This is a genomic window from Curtobacterium sp. 1544 (assembly GCF_040544915.1).
Lineage (GTDB): Bacteria > Actinomycetota > Actinomycetes > Actinomycetales > Microbacteriaceae > Curtobacterium > Curtobacterium pusillum_C.
The window spans coordinates 50,058-70,296 of record NZ_JBEPKX010000008.1; the positions used below are offsets into that span (position 1 = coordinate 50,058).

The 20,239-nt window shown below is 71.1% G+C and carries 13 protein-coding genes and 1 tRNA gene; 3 read left to right on the top strand and 11 right to left on the bottom strand.

Going from position 1 to position 20,239, the window contains the following annotated elements:
• Window positions 1–5: 5 nt before the first annotated feature.
• Window positions 6–2,114 (bottom strand): phosphate acetyltransferase, encoded by a 2,109-nt coding sequence (pta, locus tag ABIC61_RS06885; protein ID WP_144752153.1) that lies wholly within the window; start codon window positions 2,112–2,114, stop codon window positions 6–8.
• 122 nt (window positions 2,115–2,236) lie between these two features.
• Between pta and ABIC61_RS06890 the strand changes: the two genes are divergently transcribed.
• Both ABIC61_RS06890 and ABIC61_RS06895 read left to right on the top strand, forming a co-directional pair.
• Window positions 2,237–2,324, top strand: a tRNA-Ser gene (locus tag ABIC61_RS06890).
• 291 nt (window positions 2,325–2,615) lie between these two features.
• Entirely contained in the window at window positions 2,616–3,260 is a 645-nt protein-coding gene (locus tag ABIC61_RS06895; RefSeq protein ID WP_354029317.1) for a hypothetical protein, read from the top strand.
• 26 nt (window positions 3,261–3,286) lie between these two features.
• On the opposite strand, the gene ABIC61_RS06900 is transcribed toward ABIC61_RS06895, so the two are convergent.
• Window positions 3,287–5,344, bottom strand: a complete 2,058-nt coding sequence (locus ABIC61_RS06900) for a helicase HerA-like domain-containing protein (protein ID WP_354029318.1) — start codon at window positions 5,342–5,344, stop codon at window positions 3,287–3,289.
• Window positions 5,345–5,399: 55 nt separating this feature from the next.
• Entirely contained in the window at window positions 5,400–6,656 is a 1,257-nt protein-coding gene (locus ABIC61_RS06905) for a multidrug effflux MFS transporter (protein ID WP_144752142.1), read from the bottom strand.
• Between the two features lie 187 nt (window positions 6,657–6,843).
• Here ABIC61_RS06905 and ABIC61_RS06910 point away from each other — a divergent pair, with 187 nt between their 5' ends.
• Window positions 6,844–7,425 (top strand): TetR/AcrR family transcriptional regulator, encoded by a 582-nt coding sequence (locus tag ABIC61_RS06910; RefSeq protein ID WP_186321952.1) that lies wholly within the window; start codon window positions 6,844–6,846, stop codon window positions 7,423–7,425.
• A 70-nt stretch (window positions 7,426–7,495) separates the two neighbouring features.
• On the opposite strand, the gene ABIC61_RS06915 is transcribed toward ABIC61_RS06910, so the two are convergent.
• The 8 genes from ABIC61_RS06915 to ABIC61_RS06950 all read right to left on the bottom strand — a co-directional run bounded on the left by ABIC61_RS06915 (window position 7,496) and on the right by ABIC61_RS06950 (window position 20,069).
• A complete protein-coding gene (locus ABIC61_RS06915; protein WP_354029319.1) occupies window positions 7,496–9,478 on the bottom strand; it encodes a S53 family peptidase in 1,983 nt (660 codons plus the stop codon).
• A gap of 181 nt (window positions 9,479–9,659) precedes the next feature.
• Complete coding sequence (locus tag ABIC61_RS06920) at window positions 9,660–10,232, bottom strand: hypothetical protein (RefSeq protein WP_354029320.1); 573 nt, start codon at window positions 10,230–10,232, stop codon at window positions 9,660–9,662.
• Window positions 10,233–10,242: 10 nt separating this feature from the next.
• On the bottom strand, window positions 10,243–11,631 hold the full coding sequence (locus tag ABIC61_RS06925; RefSeq protein ID WP_354029321.1) for an MFS transporter: 1,389 nt from the start codon (window positions 11,629–11,631) through the stop codon (window positions 10,243–10,245).
• A 94-nt stretch (window positions 11,632–11,725) separates the two neighbouring features.
• The gene (locus tag ABIC61_RS06930) at window positions 11,726–12,871 is read right to left on the bottom strand and encodes a cystathionine gamma-synthase (RefSeq protein ID WP_354029322.1); all 1,146 of its coding nucleotides are present in this window, start codon (window positions 12,869–12,871) and stop codon (window positions 11,726–11,728) included.
• Window positions 12,872–12,912: 41 nt separating this feature from the next.
• Window positions 12,913–14,277: a cystathionine beta-synthase gene (locus tag ABIC61_RS06935; RefSeq protein ID WP_354029323.1), complete on the bottom strand. Its 1,365-nt coding sequence runs from the start codon at window positions 14,275–14,277 to the stop codon at window positions 12,913–12,915.
• A 10-nt stretch (window positions 14,278–14,287) separates the two neighbouring features.
• A complete protein-coding gene (locus ABIC61_RS06940; RefSeq protein ID WP_354029324.1) occupies window positions 14,288–15,721 on the bottom strand; it encodes a mechanosensitive ion channel domain-containing protein in 1,434 nt (477 codons plus the stop codon).
• The gene (locus tag ABIC61_RS06945) at window positions 15,718–17,937 is read right to left on the bottom strand and encodes an adenylate/guanylate cyclase domain-containing protein (RefSeq protein WP_354029325.1); all 2,220 of its coding nucleotides are present in this window, start codon (window positions 17,935–17,937) and stop codon (window positions 15,718–15,720) included. Before ABIC61_RS06945 ends, ABIC61_RS06940 begins: the two co-directional genes overlap by 4 nt.
• A gap of 251 nt (window positions 17,938–18,188) precedes the next feature.
• Entirely contained in the window at window positions 18,189–20,069 is a 1,881-nt protein-coding gene (locus ABIC61_RS06950; protein WP_354029365.1) for an ABC transporter ATP-binding protein, read from the bottom strand.
• Window positions 20,070–20,239: the final 170 nt, after the last annotated feature.

Consider the following 20,239-nt stretch of genomic DNA (forward strand, 5'->3'; position numbering starts at 1 on the left):
GTCGGTCAGGCCGCGTCGGACGCGGTGCCGGCCTGGATCGCGGTGATCGCGACGGTGTTGACGATGTCGCCGACGAGCGCGCCGCGGGACAGGTCGTTGATCGGCTTGCGCAGACCCTGCAGCACCGGACCGATCGCGACGGCACCGGCGGAGCGCTGCACGGCCTTGTACGTGTTGTTGCCCGTGTTGAGGTCGGGGAAGATGAAGACCGTCGCCTTCCCGGCGACCGGCGAGTCCGGCATCTTGGTGCTGGCGACCGTCGGATCGGCCGCGGCGTCGTACTGGATCGGGCCCTCGACGAGCAGGTCGGGGCGGCGCTCGCGGACGAACGCGGTGCCCGCCCGGACCTTGTCGACGTCGGCACCGGAGCCGCTGTCGCCGGTGGAGTAGCTGAGCATCGCGACGCGGGGATCGATGCCGAACTGCGTCGCCGTCTCGGCCGACGAGATCGCGATGTCGGCGAGCTGCTCGCTCGTCGGGTCCGGGATGACCGCGCAGTCGCCGTAGACGAGCACCCGGTCGGCGAGCGCCATCAGGAACACGCTCGACACGATCGACGTGTCCGGGCGGGTCTTGATGATCTCGAAGGAGGGCCGGATGGTGTGCGCCGTGGTGTGCTTCGCGCCGGACACCATGCCGTCGGCGAGTCCGAGCTGCACCATCATCGTGCCGAAGTACGAGACGTCGGTCACGGTGTCGCGGGCGAGTTCGATCGACATGCCCTTGTGCGCACGCAGCCGGGTGTACTCCTCGGCGAAGCGCTCCCGCAGCTCGGGGTCGAACGGCGACACGAGCTGGGCGGCGTCGAGGTCGAGGCCGAGCTCGGTCGCGCGGGTGCGGATGGCGGCGGGGTCACCGAGGATCGTCAGCTCGCACACCTGGCGGGCGAGCAGGGTCGACGCTGCGCGGAGGATCCGGTCGTCCTCGCCCTCGGGCAGGACGATGCGCTTGCCGTACCCGCGAGCCCGGTCGAGCAGCCCGTGCTCGAACATCAGCGGCGTGACGACGCCGGACGGGGTGAGCTGCAACCGGTCGCGCAGGGCGTCGGCGTCGACGTGCTGCTCGAACAGGGCCAGGGCCAGGTCGGCCTTCCGCGGGGAGTCCGCCGCGAGCCGGCCGCGGGTCTGGGTGATGCGGAGGGCGGTGTCGTACGTGCCGAGGTCGTTCTGCGCGATGGGCAGTGAGCTCGACAGCCCCTCGAGCAGCCGGGAGATCTGCGGTGCCGTCTCGAACCCGCCGTTGAGGATCACGCCGGCGAGGCTCGGGAAGGTCTCCGACTGGTTGGCCAGGAGCGTCGCGATGAGGACGTCGCTGCGGTCCCCCGGGACGACCACGATGCCGCCCTCGATCAGGCGGGGCAGCACGTTCTCCATGCTCATGCCCGCGACGACGGTGCCCAGTGCCTCGCGGTCGAGCAGGGCGTCGTCACCACGGACGAGCGTGGCGTCGGTCGCGGCGAGCAGGGCACGCACGGTGGGGGCGACGAGGACACTGTCCTCGGGGATCGCCCACACGGGGAGGTCGGGGTGGTCGTCGTGGACGGCGCGCTCGACGCTCGACACGATCGTGCCGAGGGCGTCGGGGTCGGCACGGTTCACGATCACGCCGAACACCTGCGCGTGTGCCGCGCGCAGCTCGCTCGTCGTGACGTCGGCGACCTGCGCCATGTCCTCCGGCGTGCGGGCACCGCGTTCGGCAGCGTCGCGTCCGCCGAGCACGAGGAGCACGGGCGCACCGAGGTTCGCCGCGACCTTGGCGTTGAACGACAGCTCGGTGGGACTGCCGACGTCGGTGTAGTCCGACCCGAGCACCACCACGGCGTCGCACTGCCGCTCGACCTGGGCGAAGCGGGTGACGATCGTCGCGAGGGCGGCGTCCGGGTCCGCGTGCACGTCGTCGTAGGTCACGCCGACCGCGTCGTCGTACGAGATGCCGACCGCGGTGTGCTGCAGCAACAGCTCGAGCACGTAGTCGGGTTCGTCCACCGACCGGGCGACCGGTCGGAACACGCCGACCCGTCCGACCGAGCGCGCGAGGGTCTCGAGGACACCGAGGGCGACGGTGCTCTTGCCCGTGTGTCCTTCTGCTGACGTGATGTAGATGCGGGTCGACACGGGACCAGGCTAGCCGCGTCCTTGTCGTGACAACTGGGAGCGGTAGGAGCTGTGGACGGACGTGGTCATCCACACCCCCGAAGACCTGTACCATGGGGTGTCGTCATCGCGAGATGGCGCCAGGAGAATTCGCCTAGTGGCCTATGGCGCACGCTTGGAAAGCGTGTTGGGTGCAAGCCCTCGGGGGTTCGAATCCCCCATTCTCCGCCAGTTCCATCCGAAGGACCCGAGCCCCGCGGCTCGGGTCCTTCGTCGTTCGAGGACCGACCGGAGCCAGGCGGTCCCCCACCCGGCGGACCGCGCTGCACCCCGTTCCCCATGGACTGGCCGCGAAACGAGGCTCAGGGGTGGAACGGGCTGTCCCCGATACCCGTCGGTCGCCTAGACTCACCGGACGGACGACCCCGGGACGGGTCGGACACGGTGCACGGAGCGGCAGGGGCGTCGCTCCCCGGGCGGACGATCAGTGCTGCCCGGGCACCCGAGGGACGAGGAGTCCACGTGGGGGACCTGACGGCACCGGTGGCGGCGCACGTGCGCGCGACGGCGTACGACCTGGTGCTCCGGCCACGGCGTTCCCTCGTGCGTTCGACGATCCTCAGCGTCGTGTTCTCCGCCGTGCCCCTCGCGGTCGCCCTGGTGTGGGTGTCGCTCCCCTTCCGTCTCTGGACGCTCGTCGCGACCGTGGTCATCGCCCTCGCGGTCGTCGTCGGGATCGTCTTCACGCGACTCACCACCGCCTTCATCGGCATCGACCCCGTCGGCATCACGGTGCGCGGCGTCGTCACCCCGAACCGCCGGGTCCCCCGCGAACGCGTGCACAGCCTGGTCCTCGCGACGACGCACGGCAGCTCGGTGGAACGGACCTCGCGCGAGCTCGTCGCGTTCGACGCGGACGGCGGACACCTGTTCCGTCTGCGCTCCGACGTCTGGGGCGACGCCGGGATCGACCGTGTCGTCGAGTCGCTCGGCGTACAGGTGACCGAGGACCCGCGCCCGATGCCCGCGCGCGAGTTCGCCCGCCGCTACCCGACGAGCCGCAGCTGGTACGAGCAGCGCGGCACCTACGTCGTCGTCGGGGTGCTCGCGGTCCTGGTGGTCAGCGGCCTGCTCGCGATCGAGACCGTCACCCTGTTCGGCGCCTGACGCACGAGCGAGTCCCCGCCGACTCGTCAGCGTCGACGCCGCAGGGTCGAGAAGATACCCTGCACGACCTCCTTGGCGATCGTGCCGCCCAGCCCCGACCCGAGCAGGTCCGACAGCGGATCGTTCGCCTTGCGGGACGTCGTCGTCCGCGTCGAGGTCCGACCCGACCGTCGGGCAGCGGCCGCCCGCTCGGCCTTCTCGAACTCCCGCTGCGTCCGCTCGTACTCCTTCTGCGCCGCGGCTCGCTCACGTGCTTCCTGCTTCTCCTGCGCGGCGGCCTCCTTCGCCGCCGCTGCAGCGGCACGGGCGGCCTCCTTCTCGGCCTCGGCGGCAGCGGCAGCCGCCTCCTTCTGCGCGTCCGCGGCGGCGACCTGCGCGGCGGCGGCCTCCATCCGGCGTGCGAGCATCTCGTACGCCGAGTCGGGGTCGAGCCGGGTGCCGTAGGTCGCCAGGAGCGGCGAGGCCTGCACCCGCGCCTGCATCTCGGGCGCGGGCATCGGGTCCATCGACCCCTCGGGGGCACGGAGCCGGGTCCAGGCCACGGGCGTCGGTGCACCCTTCTCGTTCATCACGGTGACGATCGCCTCACCGGTGGCGAGGGACGTGAGCACCTCACCGAGGTCGTAGCCGCTCGTCGGGTACGTCGAGACGGTCGCCCGTAGTGCCTTCGCGTCGTCGGGGGTGTGCGCACGGAGCTGGTGCTGCACCCGGGACCCGAGCTGCGCGAGCACGTCGTTCGGCACGTCCTTCGGGGTCTGCGTGACGAAGAAGATCCCGACGCCCTTCGACCGGATGAGCCGGACGGTGCGGACGATCTGGTCGAGGAAGTCCTTCGACGCCCCGTTGAACAGCAGGTGCGCCTCGTCGAAGAAGAACACGAGCTTCGGCTTGTCCTGGTCGCCGACCTCGGGCAGCTCGTTGAAGAGGTCCGCGAGCAGCCACATCAGGAACGTCGAGAACACCTCGGGCTGGTCCTGCACGCCCGGCACCTCGAGCAGGCTCACGATGCCGCGGCCGTCGGCGGCGTTCCGCAGGAACACCTGCGTGTCGATCTCGGGCTCGCCGAAGAACTCGTCGGCACCCTTGTCGGCGAACGTGATGAGCTCGCGGAGGATCACGCCGGCGGTCTGCTTCGACAGGCCGCCGAGCTCGGCGAGCTCACCCTTGCCCTCGTCGCTCACCAGGTACGTCAGCACGCTCCGGAGGTCGGACAGGTCGACGAGGGGCAGGCCGGCCCGCTCGGCGTAGTGGAAGACCAGCCCGAGGGAGGACTCCTGCGTGTCGTTCAGCCCGAGGACCTTCGACAGCAGCAACGGTCCGAACCCGGACACGGTCGCCCGGATCGGCACACCGGTCCCCTGCCCGCCGAGCGAGTAGAACTCGGCCTGGCTGGCGACGCCCTGCCACTCCTGGCCGATGCCGGCCGTCCGCGCGAGGAGCTTGTCGTTCGCCTGCCCCGCGACAGCGAGCCCCGAAAGGTCGCCCTTGATGTCGGCGGCGAACACCGGCACACCGTTCGCGGCGATCTGCTCCGCCAGGACCTGCAGCGTCCGGGTCTTGCCGGTGCCGGTCGCGCCGGCGACCAGGCCGTGCCGGTTGAGCATGCCGAGCGGGATCCGGACCTGGACGTCGGGCTGCGCCTCGCCGTTGACGAGGGCGCCCAGCTGGAGCGCGCTGCCGTCGACCTGGTACCCGTCCCGGATCGCGCCCACCGCCGCCGCGCCCAGCGGGCTGTCTGGGCCCACGCCGCCGGTACCGGTACGACGCGCCAGCGGCGTGCCGGCCGTGCCGGTGGGGAGAGGCACGGTGCCGGTCACCGGGGTCGCCCCCGGCGCCGACGTGGTGGCGTCCAGGGCGGGCTCCGCGTCGGGCGCGAGTGGTGCCTCCAGGCCGGTGGGTGCCGGGGACCCGGCGACCGCCGGTTCCGCCTCGGGGGCGAGCACCGGCTCGTCCGCGGCTGCCTGCAGCGCGGCGGCGAGTTCCTCGGCGCGTGCGGCGGCCTCGTCGGCCAGGCGTCTCGCCTCGTCGGCCGCGGCCCTCGCCGCTGCTGCCGCTGCCTGGGCCTGCTCCACCGCGTCGCTCATGACCACAGCATATGGACGGGCCCGTCCGCGCGACCGGATCGGTGCCGGACCGACGTCAGTGCGTGAGCGCGGGGACCGTCCGCGGCCGCACGACCGCCCAGAGCAGGACGATGGCCGTGACGGAGGTGCACGCCATCACTGCTCCCATCGGTGTCGCGGTCGTGATGCCGATCCAGCCGACGACCGGGGAGATGATCCCGGCGACGCCGAAGTTCAGGGCACCGAGCAGGGAGGCTGCCGTGCCCGCCTCCTTGCCGTGCGCCGCGAGGCCGATCACCTGGACGAGCGGGAACGAGAACCCGCACGCCGCGATGAAGAACCACAGCGGGACCAGGACGCCGACGAGCCCGGCACCGAGCTGGTCGAGGACCATGATCGCGACCGCCGCCAGGAACAGCGTGGCGGTCGAGCACGCCAGGATCCACTGCGGTCCGACCCGTTGCGCCAACCGAGCCGACACCTGCACGCCGACGACGACGCCCACGGAGTTCACCGCGAAGAGCAGGCCGTACTGCTGGGCGTCGAGCCCGTACAAACCCTGGAACAGGAACGGTGAGGCGCTGAGGTACGAGAAGAGTCCGCTGAAGACCATCGCCCCGATGAGCGCGACCCCCACGAAGATGCGGTCCGAGAAGAGCGCACGGTAGCGCTGCCCGATCGTCGAGTGACCGGCCTCGTGCCGTCGCGCCGGCGGCAGCGTCTCCACGATGAGCAGGATCGACGCGATCACCACGGCGGCGCCGTAGCAGGCGAGGAACACGAACACGCCCCGCCAGCTGACGAACCGGAGCATCTGCGACCCGATGAGCGGGGCGAGGATCGGCGCGAGGCCGTTCACCATCGCCAGCCGGGACAGCATCCGCACGAGGGGCTTGCCGCCGAACAGGTCACGGACGGTGGCCATCGCGACGACACCGCCGGCCGAGGCACCCATGCCCTGCAGCACGCGGAAGAGCGCGAGGACCTCGACGTTCGGCGCGAGCGCGGCGCCGATCGAGGCGCCCACGTGCACGGTCGTCGCGATGATGAGCGGCAGGCGCCGGCCGACCTTGTCGCTCCACGGGCCGACGAGCAGCTGCCCGGCCGCGAAGCCGAGCGTCGTCGCGGTGAGGGTGAGCTGCACCGCGCCGTCGGTGATGCCGAACTCGTCCTTGAGCGACGGGAACGCCGGCAGGTAGAGGTCGATGGTGAACGGTCCGAGCGCGGTGAGGGCGCCCAGGACGAAGACGTAGACGAGTCGCTGCCGTCGGGAGAGCGAGTCTCCCGGGTGCAGGACGACCCGGAGCGAACCGGTGGTGGCGGGCGCGGTCACGAGCAGGAGTCCTTCGACGGTGAGGGGGGGGGGAGGGAGGTGATCGCGGGATCGATCGAATCGATTCGGCCGCCGAACCATCCTACGGGTCCCGTGTCGTGGTCCGCGCATGCGGTACCGTCGGGTAGCTCGGTACCGTCTGCGGACGACGTGTCGGGTGGAACCGGATCAGAAGGGGGATGGCGTCATGGTGGATGCCCGGATCCTGCACACGACCGCAGCCCTGCGCGAGGCGATCCTGCGTCTCGCCGCCGACCGCCCGGTCTCCGAGATCACCGTCGCCGACGTGACCCGCGCCGCCGGGATCAACCGGGCGACGTTCTACTCGCACGCGGTCTCCCCCGGATCGCTGCTCGCCGACGTCCTCACGCCGGAGCTCGACCGCATCCGCGAGGACGACGCCGACGCTCGTCGCGCAGCCGCCGATCGCGGGGCCGACGCCGACGAGCTCGCGACGATCACCCGTCGCGGCATCAACGCCGTGGTCGAGCACGTGGTCGCCCACCGGGACATCTACGGCCGGGCGTTGCCGGACCCGAACGACGCGTCACTGCACCGGCTGCTCGTCGAGCACTTCACCGTGTCGAGCGCGCAGCACATCGCCTCGCTCGAGGCGGCGCACCGGCCCGAACTGCTCGACGACGTCGCAGCGGGGTTCGTCGCGCAGGGGTTCGTCGGGGCGATCGAGGCGTGGCTCGCAGGGTCGCGGCGCTCCCGGAAGGCACTCGTCGACACGATCGTGCTGTCGTTCCCCGCGTGGTGGCGCTGACGACTCGCGACTGACGGGAGGCACGGTGCCGGCTGGCACCGTGCCTCCCGTCAGTCGGCCGGTCGCGTCCCTACCGGCGCGCGACCTGCGTCAGGCCGGTGAACGACACCGCGCCGAGACCGGTCACGTCGTCGTACCCCTTGGCGGTGGTGAGCGACGTGTCGTGGTCGAGCGTGACGAGGTAGTCCTTGCCGGACGACGCACTGGTGTAGGCCAGGGCGATCGGTGACGCGGGCGGCCGGACGTCGCTGAACGCGGACGGCGCGGCACGGTACGTGGCGTAGATCGTCGGGTTCGCGAAGCCGAGCCGGACGTTCGTCGACTGCTGCACGATCGCGGACAGCGCGGCCGTGATCGGCGACGCGAGCGAGGTCCCGCCGTACGTCTCGTTCTCGAACGGTCCGACCGCGAGGGTCGAGTCGTCCGTGATCGGACGGATGCCGATCGCGAACCCCGTGTACGGGTCGGCGAGTGCCGCGAGGTCCGGCGAGACGCGCTTGCCACCGGCGAGCGACGTGGGCACGACGCCCTTCTGGTAGGCGGGCTGGTCGAACAGGGTGCTCCGGCCGCCCCCGGCACCGCCGCCGACGATGCCGCCGGGCAGCGGAGTCGAGTAGACGTTGCCGCGGTCACTGCTGACGATCTGGTCGAGGACGTCGCCCCACCCGGTCTCGAAGGTCTTCTTCCCGTTCTTCCCGATGCCGAGGCTGGTGCCGCCGACCGAGGTCACCCACGGGCTGGACGCCGGGAAGTCCGGCTGGGCACTGCCGAGCGCCGCCGACTCGTCGCCGTTGTCACCGCTCGAGAAGTACAGGCCGATGCCCTCGCCCGCGGCCTGGATGTGCAGGTTCTCCTGTCCGCGGATGCTCGAGAGCGGGACGTTCTCGCCGACGTCGCCGTAGCTGTTGCTCACGAGGTTCGCGAGGCCCTGGTCGAGGATCTTCGACATCGCGACGTCGAGCCCGCCACCGCAGTTCGTGCCGCCCACGTAGAGGATCTTCGCCGCCGGGGCGACCGCGTGCACCGACTGGACGTCGAGCGTCTCCTCGCCCTGCCACCCGCTCGGCTGCTGGCAGAGCACCTGGTCGGTGAACTGCGACGTCGCGGGGATGCGCTGCTGGAAGGTCGCGCTCGTGAGCTGGGGCTCGCCGTTCTGCACGGAGTACGAGTTCGTGTCGTGCACGATCGTGGGCGAGGCGTACGCGTCGATGATCGCGACCGTCTGACCCTGCCCCTGGACGCCCCTCGCCGCCAACGCGTCGACGCCGTACGCCGAGCGGATCTGCTTCGGCACGTAGCCGCACGCGAAGGTGTGCACGCTGGTCTTCCCGTAGGCGGCGGGGACCGTCGCGGTGTGCTCGCCGTCGTACTGGGAGCACGTCGCCTGGATGCCGGTGGGAGCGGTCGCCTGCTGACGGAGCGAGCGGGTCGGCGTGGACGAGGCCGGGGTCTCCCCCTGCTCGACCAGCTCCGGGTGCGTCAGGAGCCGGCCCTGGTCGACGCTGACGCCGCTGACGAGGCCCGCGACGGACGCCGGGAGCGTCGGAGCGGTCGACGGTGCGACGAGGGTGCGGCCGCCGTGCCGGTAGCTGTGCAGCGAGGTGCCGAGCACCGAGTCCACGACGGACGCCGGCCCGCGGAACACGACGTACTCGTGGCTGGCCGGCACCGCGGTGATGGTCAGGCCCTGGGCTCGCAGGAAGCCGGTCACCTGGTCGGCGTCGGCCTTCGTCGGCGCGTACTGCGCGATCCACTGGGCCGGGCTCAGGGGCTTGCGGTACCGGGCGTTGCCCGGTGTGGAGACCGCGGTCGCGAGGGCTTCCGCTCCGCGCTGGTTCGTGAGGGGCAGGTACACCTCGCCCTCGACGTCGGTGTCGGCGGCGACCGTACCGACGTCGTTCGTGCTCGTGGCCCACGACGGGGTCGAGTCGGGCAGCACGTGCCGGGTCGCGGCGTCGGCCGGGCCGGCGGCGAACAGCACGGCGCCGATGGTGCACGCTGCGGTGGTCAGGGCGATGGCTGCGGTTCGGGTGGAGCGGGGGCGTCGTTGCACTTCGGGTCCTCTCGACGGGCTGCGGTGAGGCGACTGTAGTGAGCGCCGAGTCACCCCGGACAGTCGGTCGTTCCACCGACGAACCACGTCACCCGTTCGGGGGACTCATGCTGTCCCTCCACACAGCCGACCGCCCCGTGGTTGCTGGGGACCGCCGAGCAGCGCCTGAGTGCGACCTGGGTCAGTCGCTGGCGGGCTTCTCGCCCCGCTGGAGGGATTCGACCACCGCGGTCGCACGCGCCACCGTCGCGGCGTCGGAGTCCGTGCCCTGCACCCGGTAGTCGGCGGACACACCGTCCCCGCCCGTGCCGGACGTCGGCAGCGGATCGCCGAGGGCGACGATGACCACACCGGCGTCGTGCGCGACCTGGACCTCGCCGCTCAGCGATGCCGGGTCGGCTGCCTCGACGAGGATCGCCTTCGCGCCGGCCTTGACGAGCGCACGCATCGCCGTGCTCTGGTCGGCCGCCGGGTCGGCCGAGCCCGCGACCCGCACGTCCGGGGTGAACCCGGCAGCGGTCAGGTCGTCGTGGAACCGGTCCGACAGGGACACCCCGCCGGAGGTCGTGCCCGGGGTGGCCGCGGCGTGCAGGAGCACGACACCGACGACGGCGTGCTGGTCGAACCCGCCGTCCGAGCTCGTCAGGTCGGTGCTCTGCACGGGGGTCGGCGCCGCGGACGTCGTGCCCTGGCACCCGGTGAGGGCGAGGGCGGAGCCGACGATCACGGCTGCGGCGACGATGCGGAGGAGCACGGGTCCCACGCTACCCGCCAACCGGTGCCGCGGACGGTGCCGGGACCGGACCCAGACGACGGACGGCGACGACGGCGAGTGCTGCGATGACCGTCATGCCGCCGAAGACGAGCGGGAACGACACGGCGCCGTCCGCGCCGCCCGTGCCGATGAACAGCAGGCCCGTGACGGCGAGTCCGATCACGCTGCCCGAGGCGTCCGCGATCGTCAGGGCCGAGCTCGCGAAGCCGTCGTCGCCCTCGCCCGAGAACCGGAGCGTCAACATCGAGGTCCGCGGGTAGACCGCCCCCATGCCCGCACCGCCGACGAACCACCCGACGACGAGCACCCACCAGGGCAGGCCGAACGACGCGACCGCGAGTGCCGTGAGCAGGCTGACGAGCACGAGCGACAACCCGACGCCGAACGTCCGGGCGGCGGTGAGCCGTTCCTCGCCCAACCGACCGTGCAGCCAGCTCGACCCCGCCCAGCTCAGTGCCGCCACCGTCAGTGCGAGCCCGGCGGCCGAGGCGGACAGGCCGTCCTTCGCCTGCAGCAGGAACGGCACGTACGCTTCGCTCCCGAAGAACGACGCCGCGACGAGGCCGCGCAGCAGGATCACCGACGGCAACCCGGGCGCCGCACGGAAGGTGCCGGTCGGCAGCAGCGGACGGAGCGCGAACCACGTGCCGACGAGGCCGATCACCACGGCGGCGACCCGAGCCCACGCGCCGAGGTCCGGGGCGACGTTCAGCAGCAGGATCGCCACGGCGGCCGCGACCGACCAGCCGATCCGGGAGCGCTGCCACGGTGGCCGGAGCTCGACTGCGGGCGGGTGCAGCCGGCCGAGCGTCGGGACGAGCAACGTGAACGCGCCGACGGCGATCACGAGCGCCCCCGCGAAGACCCAGTGCCAGTTCCAGACGTCGGTCACGATGCCCGCGAGCGCCGGACCGACCAGCGCCGGCACGACCCACGCGGCGGCGAACCCGGCGAACACGGGACCGTGCAGCTCGGCCGGGAAGATTCGGGCGACGAGCACGTAGAGCACGACGTCGATCGCGCCGGCGCCGAAGCCCTCGACGAGGCGTCCGGCGAGGAAGACCTCCATCGTCGGAGCCAGCATGACGATCGCGGTGCCGATCGCGAACAGGCCGGCGGACACCCACGCCACGATCCGGCCACCGGCACGGTCCGTCCAGTTGCCCGCGAGGACCATCCCCGGCACGCCGGCGGCGAGCGGCGCCGCGAACGCCAGCGCGTAGAGGGTCTCGCCGTCGAGGTCCCGGCTGATCTCCGGCATGACGGTCGTCATCGCGAGGTTCTGGAACGCGGCGACGGCGACGATCGCGACCATGCCGACGGTGGCGAGGGCGTACGGGCCGCTGAACAGACTGGTCCTCGTCGCGGCGGTGCTCACCCGGTCATCGTAGGGCCAGCCACTGACGGCCTGGTGGCGCGTGGCGGGGCCGCCACGTGCCTCCAGGCCGTCGGTTCTTCAGCTGTCCAGCGCCTCAGCGCTGCAGCGCCTGCTGCAGGTCCGCGACGAGGTCGCCGGCGTCCTCGATGCCGACCGACAGGCGGACGACGTTCTCCGGGACGGCCAGTTCCGTCCCCTTCACCGACGCGTGCGTCATCTCGCTCGGGTACCCGATCAGCGACTCGACGCCACCGAGGGACTCGGCGAGCGCGAACAGCTCCGTCGACTCAGCGAACCGCCGTGCGGCCTCGGGACCGCCCGAGAGCGCGACCGAGAGCATGCCGCCGAACCCGCGCATCTGGCGTGCGGCGACGTCGTGGCCGGGGTGGTCGGCGAGTCCCGGGTAGTAGACACGCTCGACGCCGGGCGCGGAGACGAGGGCCTCGGCCACGGCCTGCGCGTTCTGTGAGTGCCGCTCCATCCGGACCGCGAGCGTCTTGATGCCGCGGGTGGTCAGGAACGCGTCGAACGGCGACGAGATCGCGCCGGCGCCGAACTGCAGGAACTGGACCTTCGCGGCGAGTTCCTCGTCGGCGAGCACCACGGCACCACCGACGACGTCCGAGTGGCCGCCGAGGTACTTCGTGGTGGAGTAGACGACGACGTCGGCGCCGAGCGACAGCGGCTGCTGCAGGTAGGGCGACGCGAAGGTGTTGTCGACGACGACGAGCGCACCGGCCCCGTGACCGAGCTCGGCGAGGGCCGCGATGTCGGCGATCTTCATGAGCGGGTTCGTCGGCGTCTCGACCCACAGCACGGTCTGGTCCGGCGCGTCCTGGAGTGCGGCGCGGACCTGGTCGAGGTCGCTCATGTCCACGACGACGAGCTCGACGCCCCACGGGACGTGCAACCGGCTCACCAGGCGGTGGGTGCCGCCGTACACGTCGTTGCCCATGACCACTCGGGCCCCGGGGACGAGGGCGGCGCGGAGCAGGGCGTCCTCGGCGGCCAGACCGGACGCGAACGAGTACGCCGCGACGCCGCCGTCGAGGTCGGCGAGCAGGGTCTGCAGCGAGTCGCGCGTCGGGTTGCCGGCGCGGGAGTACTCGTAGCCGTTCCGCATGCCGCCGATGCCGTCCTGCACGTACGTGGACGTCAGGTGGATCGGCGGGATGACGGCGCCGGTGGGGCCGTCGGGCTCCTGTCCGGCGTGGACGGCACGGGTGCTGAACTCGGTCATGCGGGCTTCGTTCCTCGGTCGGGTCGGGCGGGTAGGGCGGGTCACTCGGACAGGTAGGTCAGGAGGTCGTGGCGGGTCAGGACGGTGACGGGCTTGCCGTCCTCGACGACCAGGAGCGCGTCGACGGACTCGAGCGCGCGACGGGCCGAGGACACCGACTCGCCGACGCCGATGAGGGGCAGCGGCTCCCCCACGAAGCCGGTCAGCGCGTCCGCCATCTTCGCGGCACCGGTGAAGACCTGCTCGAGCAGCGCCTTCTCCTCCACGGCGCCGACGACCTCGCCGATGACGACGGGCGGTTCCGCGCTGAGCACCGGCATCTGCGAGACGCCGTACTTCGTCATGATGTCGACGACGTCCCGCACGGTGTCCGCCGGGTGGGCGTGGACGAGGTCCGGCAGACGGCCGTCCTTGCCCGCGATGAGCGATCCGACGGTGCGCTCGTCGTCGGTCTCGGCGAAGCCGTAGGAGCGCATCCACCGGTCGTTGAAGATCTTGCCGAGGTAGCCGCGGCCGCCGTCGGGCAGGAGCACCACGACGACGTCGTCCTCGGTGAGGTCGCGAGCGGCGCGCAGGGCGGCGACCACGGCCATGCCGCTGGAGCCGCCGACGAGCAGACCCTCTTCGCGCGCGAGGCGGCGTGTCATCGCGAACGAGTCGGCGTCCGACACTGCGATGATCTCGTCCGGCACGCCGGCGTCGTAGGCGTCGGGCCAGAAGTCCTCGCCGACGCCCTCGACCAGGTACGGCCGGCCCGTGCCGCCCGAGTAGACGGAGCCCTCCGGGTCGGCCCCGACGATGCGGACGCGTCCGTCGGAGGCCTCCTTCAGGAAGCGGCCGGTGCCCGTGATGGTGCCGCCGGTGCCGACACCCGCGACGAAGTGGGTGATCTGCTGCTCGGTGTCGCGCCAGATCTCCGGACCGGTGGTCTCGTAGTGGCTGCGCGGGCCGTTCGGGTTCGCGTACTGGTTCGGCTTGTAGGCGCCCGGGATCTCGCGCACGAGCCGGTCGGACACCGAGTAGTAGGACTCGGGGTGCTCGGGCGGCACCGCGGTGGGCGTCACCACGATCTCGGCACCGTACGCCGTCAGGACGTTCCGCTTGTCCTCGCCGACCTTGTCCGGCAGCACGAACACGCACCGGTACCCGCGCTGCTGGGCGACGAGCGCCAGCCCGACCCCGGTGTTGCCGGAGGTCGGCTCGACGATCGTGCCGCCGGGGCGCAGGTCACCCGAGGCCTCGGCCGCGTCGATGATCCGGGTGGCGATCCGGTCCTTCGAGGACCCGCCGGGGTTGAGGTACTCGACCTTCACGAGGACGGTCGCACGGACCCCCTCGGTCACCCGGTTGAGCTTGACGAGCGGGGTGTCGCCGACGAGGTCGACGACGGAGTTCGCGTATCGCACGCGGTCGAGTCTAGGCGGCCGACACCGTCTTCTGCTGGGACTCGACGTGTGCGGACACCGCGGCCGAGACCTCCTGTCGACGGCGGTCGATGACGTCGCCCATGTCCCGCGCGAGGGCCGGCGTCCCGCGGACGATCTGGTCGAGGGCGGTGGCGGGCACGACGAGGACGGCGACCTCGGTGAGCGCGACGGCGGTGGTGAGGAGTGCCTCCCGGGTGAGCGCCGTCTGGCCGAGGTAGTCCCCCGCCTCGACCCGCGTCGCCGGCAGCTGGGTGTCCTCGAACGGGACGCGCAGGTCGACGCTCCCCGCGAGCACGAACCGCACGGCGTCGGGCACGGTGCCCGCGGTGACGATGGTCTCCCCCGCCGCGTACCGCTCGAGCCGTACGAGCGGGGCCATCGCGGTGGTGTCGTCCCCGGTCAGGTACAGGGTCGGGGCGATCGTCGCGAGCGCCTGGTCGCGCCGTTCGTCGGTGATGAAGTCGTCGGTGGTGTCGCCGTCCAGCCCGAGCCCCGCACGCCGGGCGGCGTACCAGAGCCACATCCGGAACTGGGCGAGCGCGTCCCCTTCCTGCGAGGGACCGCGCACCTCGAAGGAGACGGTGTACCCGGACCCACCCGTCGGGACGGCGACCGGCTGGGTGCCCGGGTAGCGCTGCGGCAGGCCCGTCGCGACCCGCTGCAGCAACGCGACCACGGCTGCCGGAGGGTCGTCCGTCGTGAACGTGACGTCCGTCGAGACCGGGAACGTGCCTCCCGTCCGGCTGAGGTTCGTGAACGACGCCCCCGCCAGCGAGGAGTTCGGCATGATCAGGATCCCGGCGCCCGTGTCGATGTGCACCGACCGCCAGTTCACCTCGACGACCCGGCCACGCACCCCGCCCGCGTCGAGCCAGTCGCCCAGCCGGAACGGCTGCTCGAACAGCAGGAACAGACCGGCGATGACCGGACCGACGGCGGACTGCAGCGCGAGGCCGATGACGAGCGAGCCGACGCCGAGAGCCGTGAAGATCCCGCCGACGTCGGCGCCCCACACGATCTTGAACACGAGCGCGAGCCCGAGGGCGATGAGCACGATCCGGGCGATGTCCACGAAGATCGACGGGATCTTCTCGCGCCACGTGCCCTTCCGGGCGTTCGTGAACAGGACGATGTTCAGGCCGTTCAGCACGAACACGATCACCAGGAAGCCGAGCACCGTGCCGATGATCTGGTTCACCACGGGCTTGCCCGGGTTGACCGCGTCGGTGACCTGCACGGACAGGATCAGGATCGCGATGATCGGTACGACGGCGTTCCGGAGCAGCCCGATCACCTTGTGCAGCGAGTTGCCGCGGCGTTCGAGGTTCGACTGCAGCTCCGTCAGGATCAACAGCAGCAGCGGGAGCCCGACGATCACGCTGATCGCGGGCCAGAACCAGGGCTGCTCCCAGAACGCGGTCACGATGCGCTCCGCTCGAGACGCCAGATCCGCTGCGGGCCGGCCTGGGTCTGGACCTCACCGACGTCCTGCACGCCGCCGCGGTCGCCGAGCTTGTCCACCACCCGCTGCGTCGCGTACACACCGGGCGTCGGCGCGATGCCCTGCACCCGGTACGCCAGGCTCACGGCGTCGCCCCACATGTCGTAGACGATGCTCGACCGGCCGACCAGACCGCTCGTGACCTGGCCGGTGTCGATGCCGGCACGGAGACCGATCTTCGCGCCGTGCTGGGCGTTGAAGCGTTCGAGGACACCCTGCGCCTCCTCTGCCCAGTCGACGACCCGGCGGACGTTGTCGACCCGCGGCACGCTCAGGCCGCAGCTGGCGAGGTACCCGCTGCGCGTCGTGCGGACCCGCTCGATGCCGTGCCGGCCGGCTGCCTCGTCGAGGGAGCGCCACACATCGTTCACGAGCGACAGCGACTCCTCGGCGGTGAGCCCGGCCGCGAACTCGTCGAATCCGATGATGTCCGCGTAGACGACGGCGACGTCCTGGTGGTCGGCCGCGATGGTCTCATCGCCCTGCTTGTAGCGGCGTGCGACCTCCTCGGGCATCAGGGTCAGCAGCAGCGTGTCGTTCTGCCGTCGCTGTTCGTCGAGCAGGTCCTGCTTGACCTGCAGGCTGCGACTCATGTCGTTGAACGCCAGGCCGAGGTCGCCGATCTCGTCGCCGGCCTTCGTCTTCACCTCGACGCCGAGGTCACCCGAGCTCACCCGGTTCACCGCCGTCTGCAGGCGCCGGATCGGGCGGACGAACACCTGTGCCAACAGCAGCGACAGCAGGCTCACGAGCACGATGATGCCGACCAGGGCGAGACCGATGTTGCGCGCGAAGTCGTTCACGGGCGCGAACGCCTCGGAGGTGTCCGTCTGTGCGACGACGACCCACCGGAGGCCGTCGACCTCGAGCGGGGCGTACGCCGACAGGACCTCCTTCCCGCGGTAGTCCGTCGAGATCACCGTCCCCGACTTGCCCTGCAGCGCCCGGGTCACCGGGGTGGTGTTCACCTCCTGCAACAGGACGGAGCCCTTCACCGCGACCTGGCGGGCCGCCGTCGACGGTGCCGTCCCGGCAGCGACGACGTCGCGCTGGTACTGCTTCGGGTGCTCGATGAGCTGGCGCGGGTACGACCGCATGAGGTGGTCGGCGCCGACGAGGTACGACTCCCCGGTGTCGCCGAGGCCGTCGTCCTTCCACTGGTCGTTGCCCGTCATGACGTTGTTGACGAGGCTGATCGGCACCTGGACCGCCATCACGCCGATGATCTTGCCGTCCTCCCCCACCGGCGACATCACCCAGAGCGTCGGGACGTTGAGGCTCGGCACGTACCGGGCGAAGTCGGTGACCACGAAGTCGTCCGAGCTCGTCAGCTGCAGGGCCTGCTGGTACCCGGTCGCGAGGTTCGAGTCGCGGTACGGCCCGCTGTCGAGGTTCGTCCCGAGGTCCGCGCCGGAGTACGCCGAGTAGACGACGTCCCCGTCCGTGTTCATGAGCAGCAGGTCCTCGTACCCCGCGGCCTCCACCGCCTGCTGGAAGTACGACTGGTACTCCGCGTGCGCCTTCGACCAGGCGCTGCCGTCACCGGCGTCGTCCTGCTCGATGGCCTTGTCGTAGTCGGTGAACGGCGCCGTGTACCGCGCCTGCAGGTAGGCCTGCGGATCCTCGGTCGGCGCGAACTGGTCCGGGTTCGCGGTCCCACCGGAAGCCTTGTCGAGCTGCGGCACGAAACTGTCCCGGTACCAGGCGTCGACCGTCGTGTGGTCGTCGTCCGACACCGGCCGCGACTGCAGGTCGTCCCACCCGGACTCGAACGCCTTCGTCGCGCCGATCACGCTCTCGTTGCGGGTCTGGGCCACCACCGACTGGGTGAACTGCCCGAACGAGCGCTTGAGCTCCGTGATCCTGGCCTCGCGCAGGGACGTCACCTGGTTGAACGCGGCGTTCTCGAGCGAGTTCCGGCCGTTCAGGTAGCCGACCACGCCGACCACGAGCGAAGCCAGGATGCTCACGGCGAGGAGCATGACCAGCAGTTTCGACTGGATGTCCAGCGACCCGCTCGTGAGGAACGCGCGCAGCTTGCCCTTCTTGCGCGGTGTGTCCTCGACGACACGTGGCGCGTCGGAGCCGACGGGGCCGGTCGGGGGGATGGGATCGGACGTCGGTGGGACTGCGGTCACTTCGAACTCCGCTCAGGGCACAGTGCGCAGGTGTGCGTGCGTCCACAGGTACCACACGAGCAACACTCGTGTCAGCGTGTCCGTCGAATCAGTCTCCGTCGGATCATCGCGAGTCGACGGTCGTCGCGAGTCGACGGTCGACGGTCGTCGGACGGGAGGCGCGTGGCGGCGCCGCCACGCGCCTCCAGTCCGTCCGTCGGTCGCGTCTGCGTGCCGTGGTGACGTCTCCGACGTCGCCTGCGGTGGTCGGGTCAGCTGCCCAGCGCGTCGGCCGGTGCGTTCTGCTGATGGTGCAGCATCGCGTAGATGCCGTCCCGCGCCAGGAGTTCCTCGTGACTGCCCTGCTCGACGATCTGCCCGTGGTCGAGGACGAAGACGACGTCGGCGTCGCGGATCGTCGACAGGCGGTGCGCGATCGAGATCGTCGTGCGGCCCGCCGCCGCGTTGTCGAGGGCCGTCTGCACCACGCGCTCGGAGATGGAGTCGAGGGCGCTCGTCGCCTCGTCGAGGACGAGCACGGGCGGGTCCTTGAGCAGCACGCGTGCGATCGCGATGCGCTGCTTCTCGCCGCCGGACAGGCGGTACCCGCGCTCCCCCACCACGGTGTCGTAGCCGTCGGGGAACGACGCGATCGTCTCGTGGATGTTCGCCGCCCGAGCTGCTTCCTCCAGTTCGGCGTCGGTGGCGTCGGGCTTCGCGTAGCGCAGGTTGTCGCCGATCGTGGCGTGGAACAGGTAGGTCTCCTGGCTGACGATGCCGACGTGGCGCATGAGGTCCTCGTGCGCCAGGTCGCGGACGTCCTGCCCGGCGAACCGCACCGAACCCGCGGTGGCCTCGTAGAGGCGCGGCACGAGGTACGAGACGGTCGTCTTGCCTGCACCGGACGGTCCCACGAAGGCGGCGAACTGGCCGGGCTCGAGCTCGAACGACACCCCACGAAGAGTGGGCTTGTCGGCCTCGCCGTCCGGGTACGTGAACGTCACGTCGTCGAACGCCACGTGCCCGACGCGGGACTCGTCGACGGGCTTCGCGGTGGGCGGGTCGGTGATCGCGGGCTTGAGGTCGAGGTACTCGAAGATGCGGGCGAACAGCGCGCCGGAGGTCTGCAGGTCGAGGACGACGCGGAGCAGGCCGACCGTCGGGAACAGCAAGCGGGACTGCACGGTCGTGAACGCCACGATCGTCCCGGCCGTGATCGGGACGTCGCCGATGATGAGGTACGCGGCGACCACGTAGATGATCGCCGGGATGATCGACAGGAAGATCGACACGATCGCGAAGAACCACTGCCCCGACATCTGCTGGCGGACCTGCAGGCGGATCTGGTTGCGGTTCTCGTTGCCGTAGCGCTGCGTCTCCGCGCGCTGCTGGTTGAAGCTCTTCGCGAGCAGGATGCCGGAGACGCTCAGTGCCTCCTGCGTGATCGCGGTCATGTCCGACAGCGACTCCTGCGTCTGCGCGGCGATCTTCGCGCGGACCTGGCCGACCCGTCGCTGCGCGATAACCAGCAGAGGCAAGAGGATGACCGCGACGAGGGTCATCTGCCAGCTGAGGAGCAGCATCGCGACGACGGCGGCGATCACCGTCACGGTGTTGCCCAGGATCGACGAGATCGTGTTGTTCAGCACGCTCGCGACGCCACCGACGTCGTTCTGCAGGCGCGACTGGATCACGCCGGTCTTCGTGCGGGTGAAGAACGCGAGCTCCATCCGCTGGAGGTGCCCGAACAGGCGCATGCGCATCGAGCCCATGACCTTGTTGCCGACGGTCGCGGTCAGGTAGGTCTGCCAGACGCCGAGCCCGGCGCTCGCGATCCAGAGCGCCACCATCGCGCCGACGAGGACGTACAGCACGGGCGTGTTCGGACCGCCGCCGCCCTTCGGGAACAGCCCCTCGTCGAACGCCCGCTGGGTGAGGAGCGGTGGGATGACCGAGATCGCGGCCCCGATGAGGACCAGCACGACCGTGAGGATGATCGCGTTCCGGTGCGGGACGAACAGCCCGGCGATGCGCTTGACGAGGTGCGGGATCTTCGGGGCCTCGGCGTTGGCGGCCTTCTGCGCCTCGTAGTCGCCGCTCGAGATCCGCCCGCCGCCCCGGCCGCCACCGCCGCCGCGCATGCCGCCGTGCATGCTCACGACGCGTCACCCCTGTCCATGCTGCCAACCTAGCCCTGAGCCCGGACATCGGCGGGGTCCGGCCCGGTCCTGGTCCGTTCGACCGCGTTCAGGGTTCATTCGCCGTGTTCAGGGTTCATTTGACCCTGTTCAGGGGGCATGCGACCATTTCCCGTCCCCTTCCC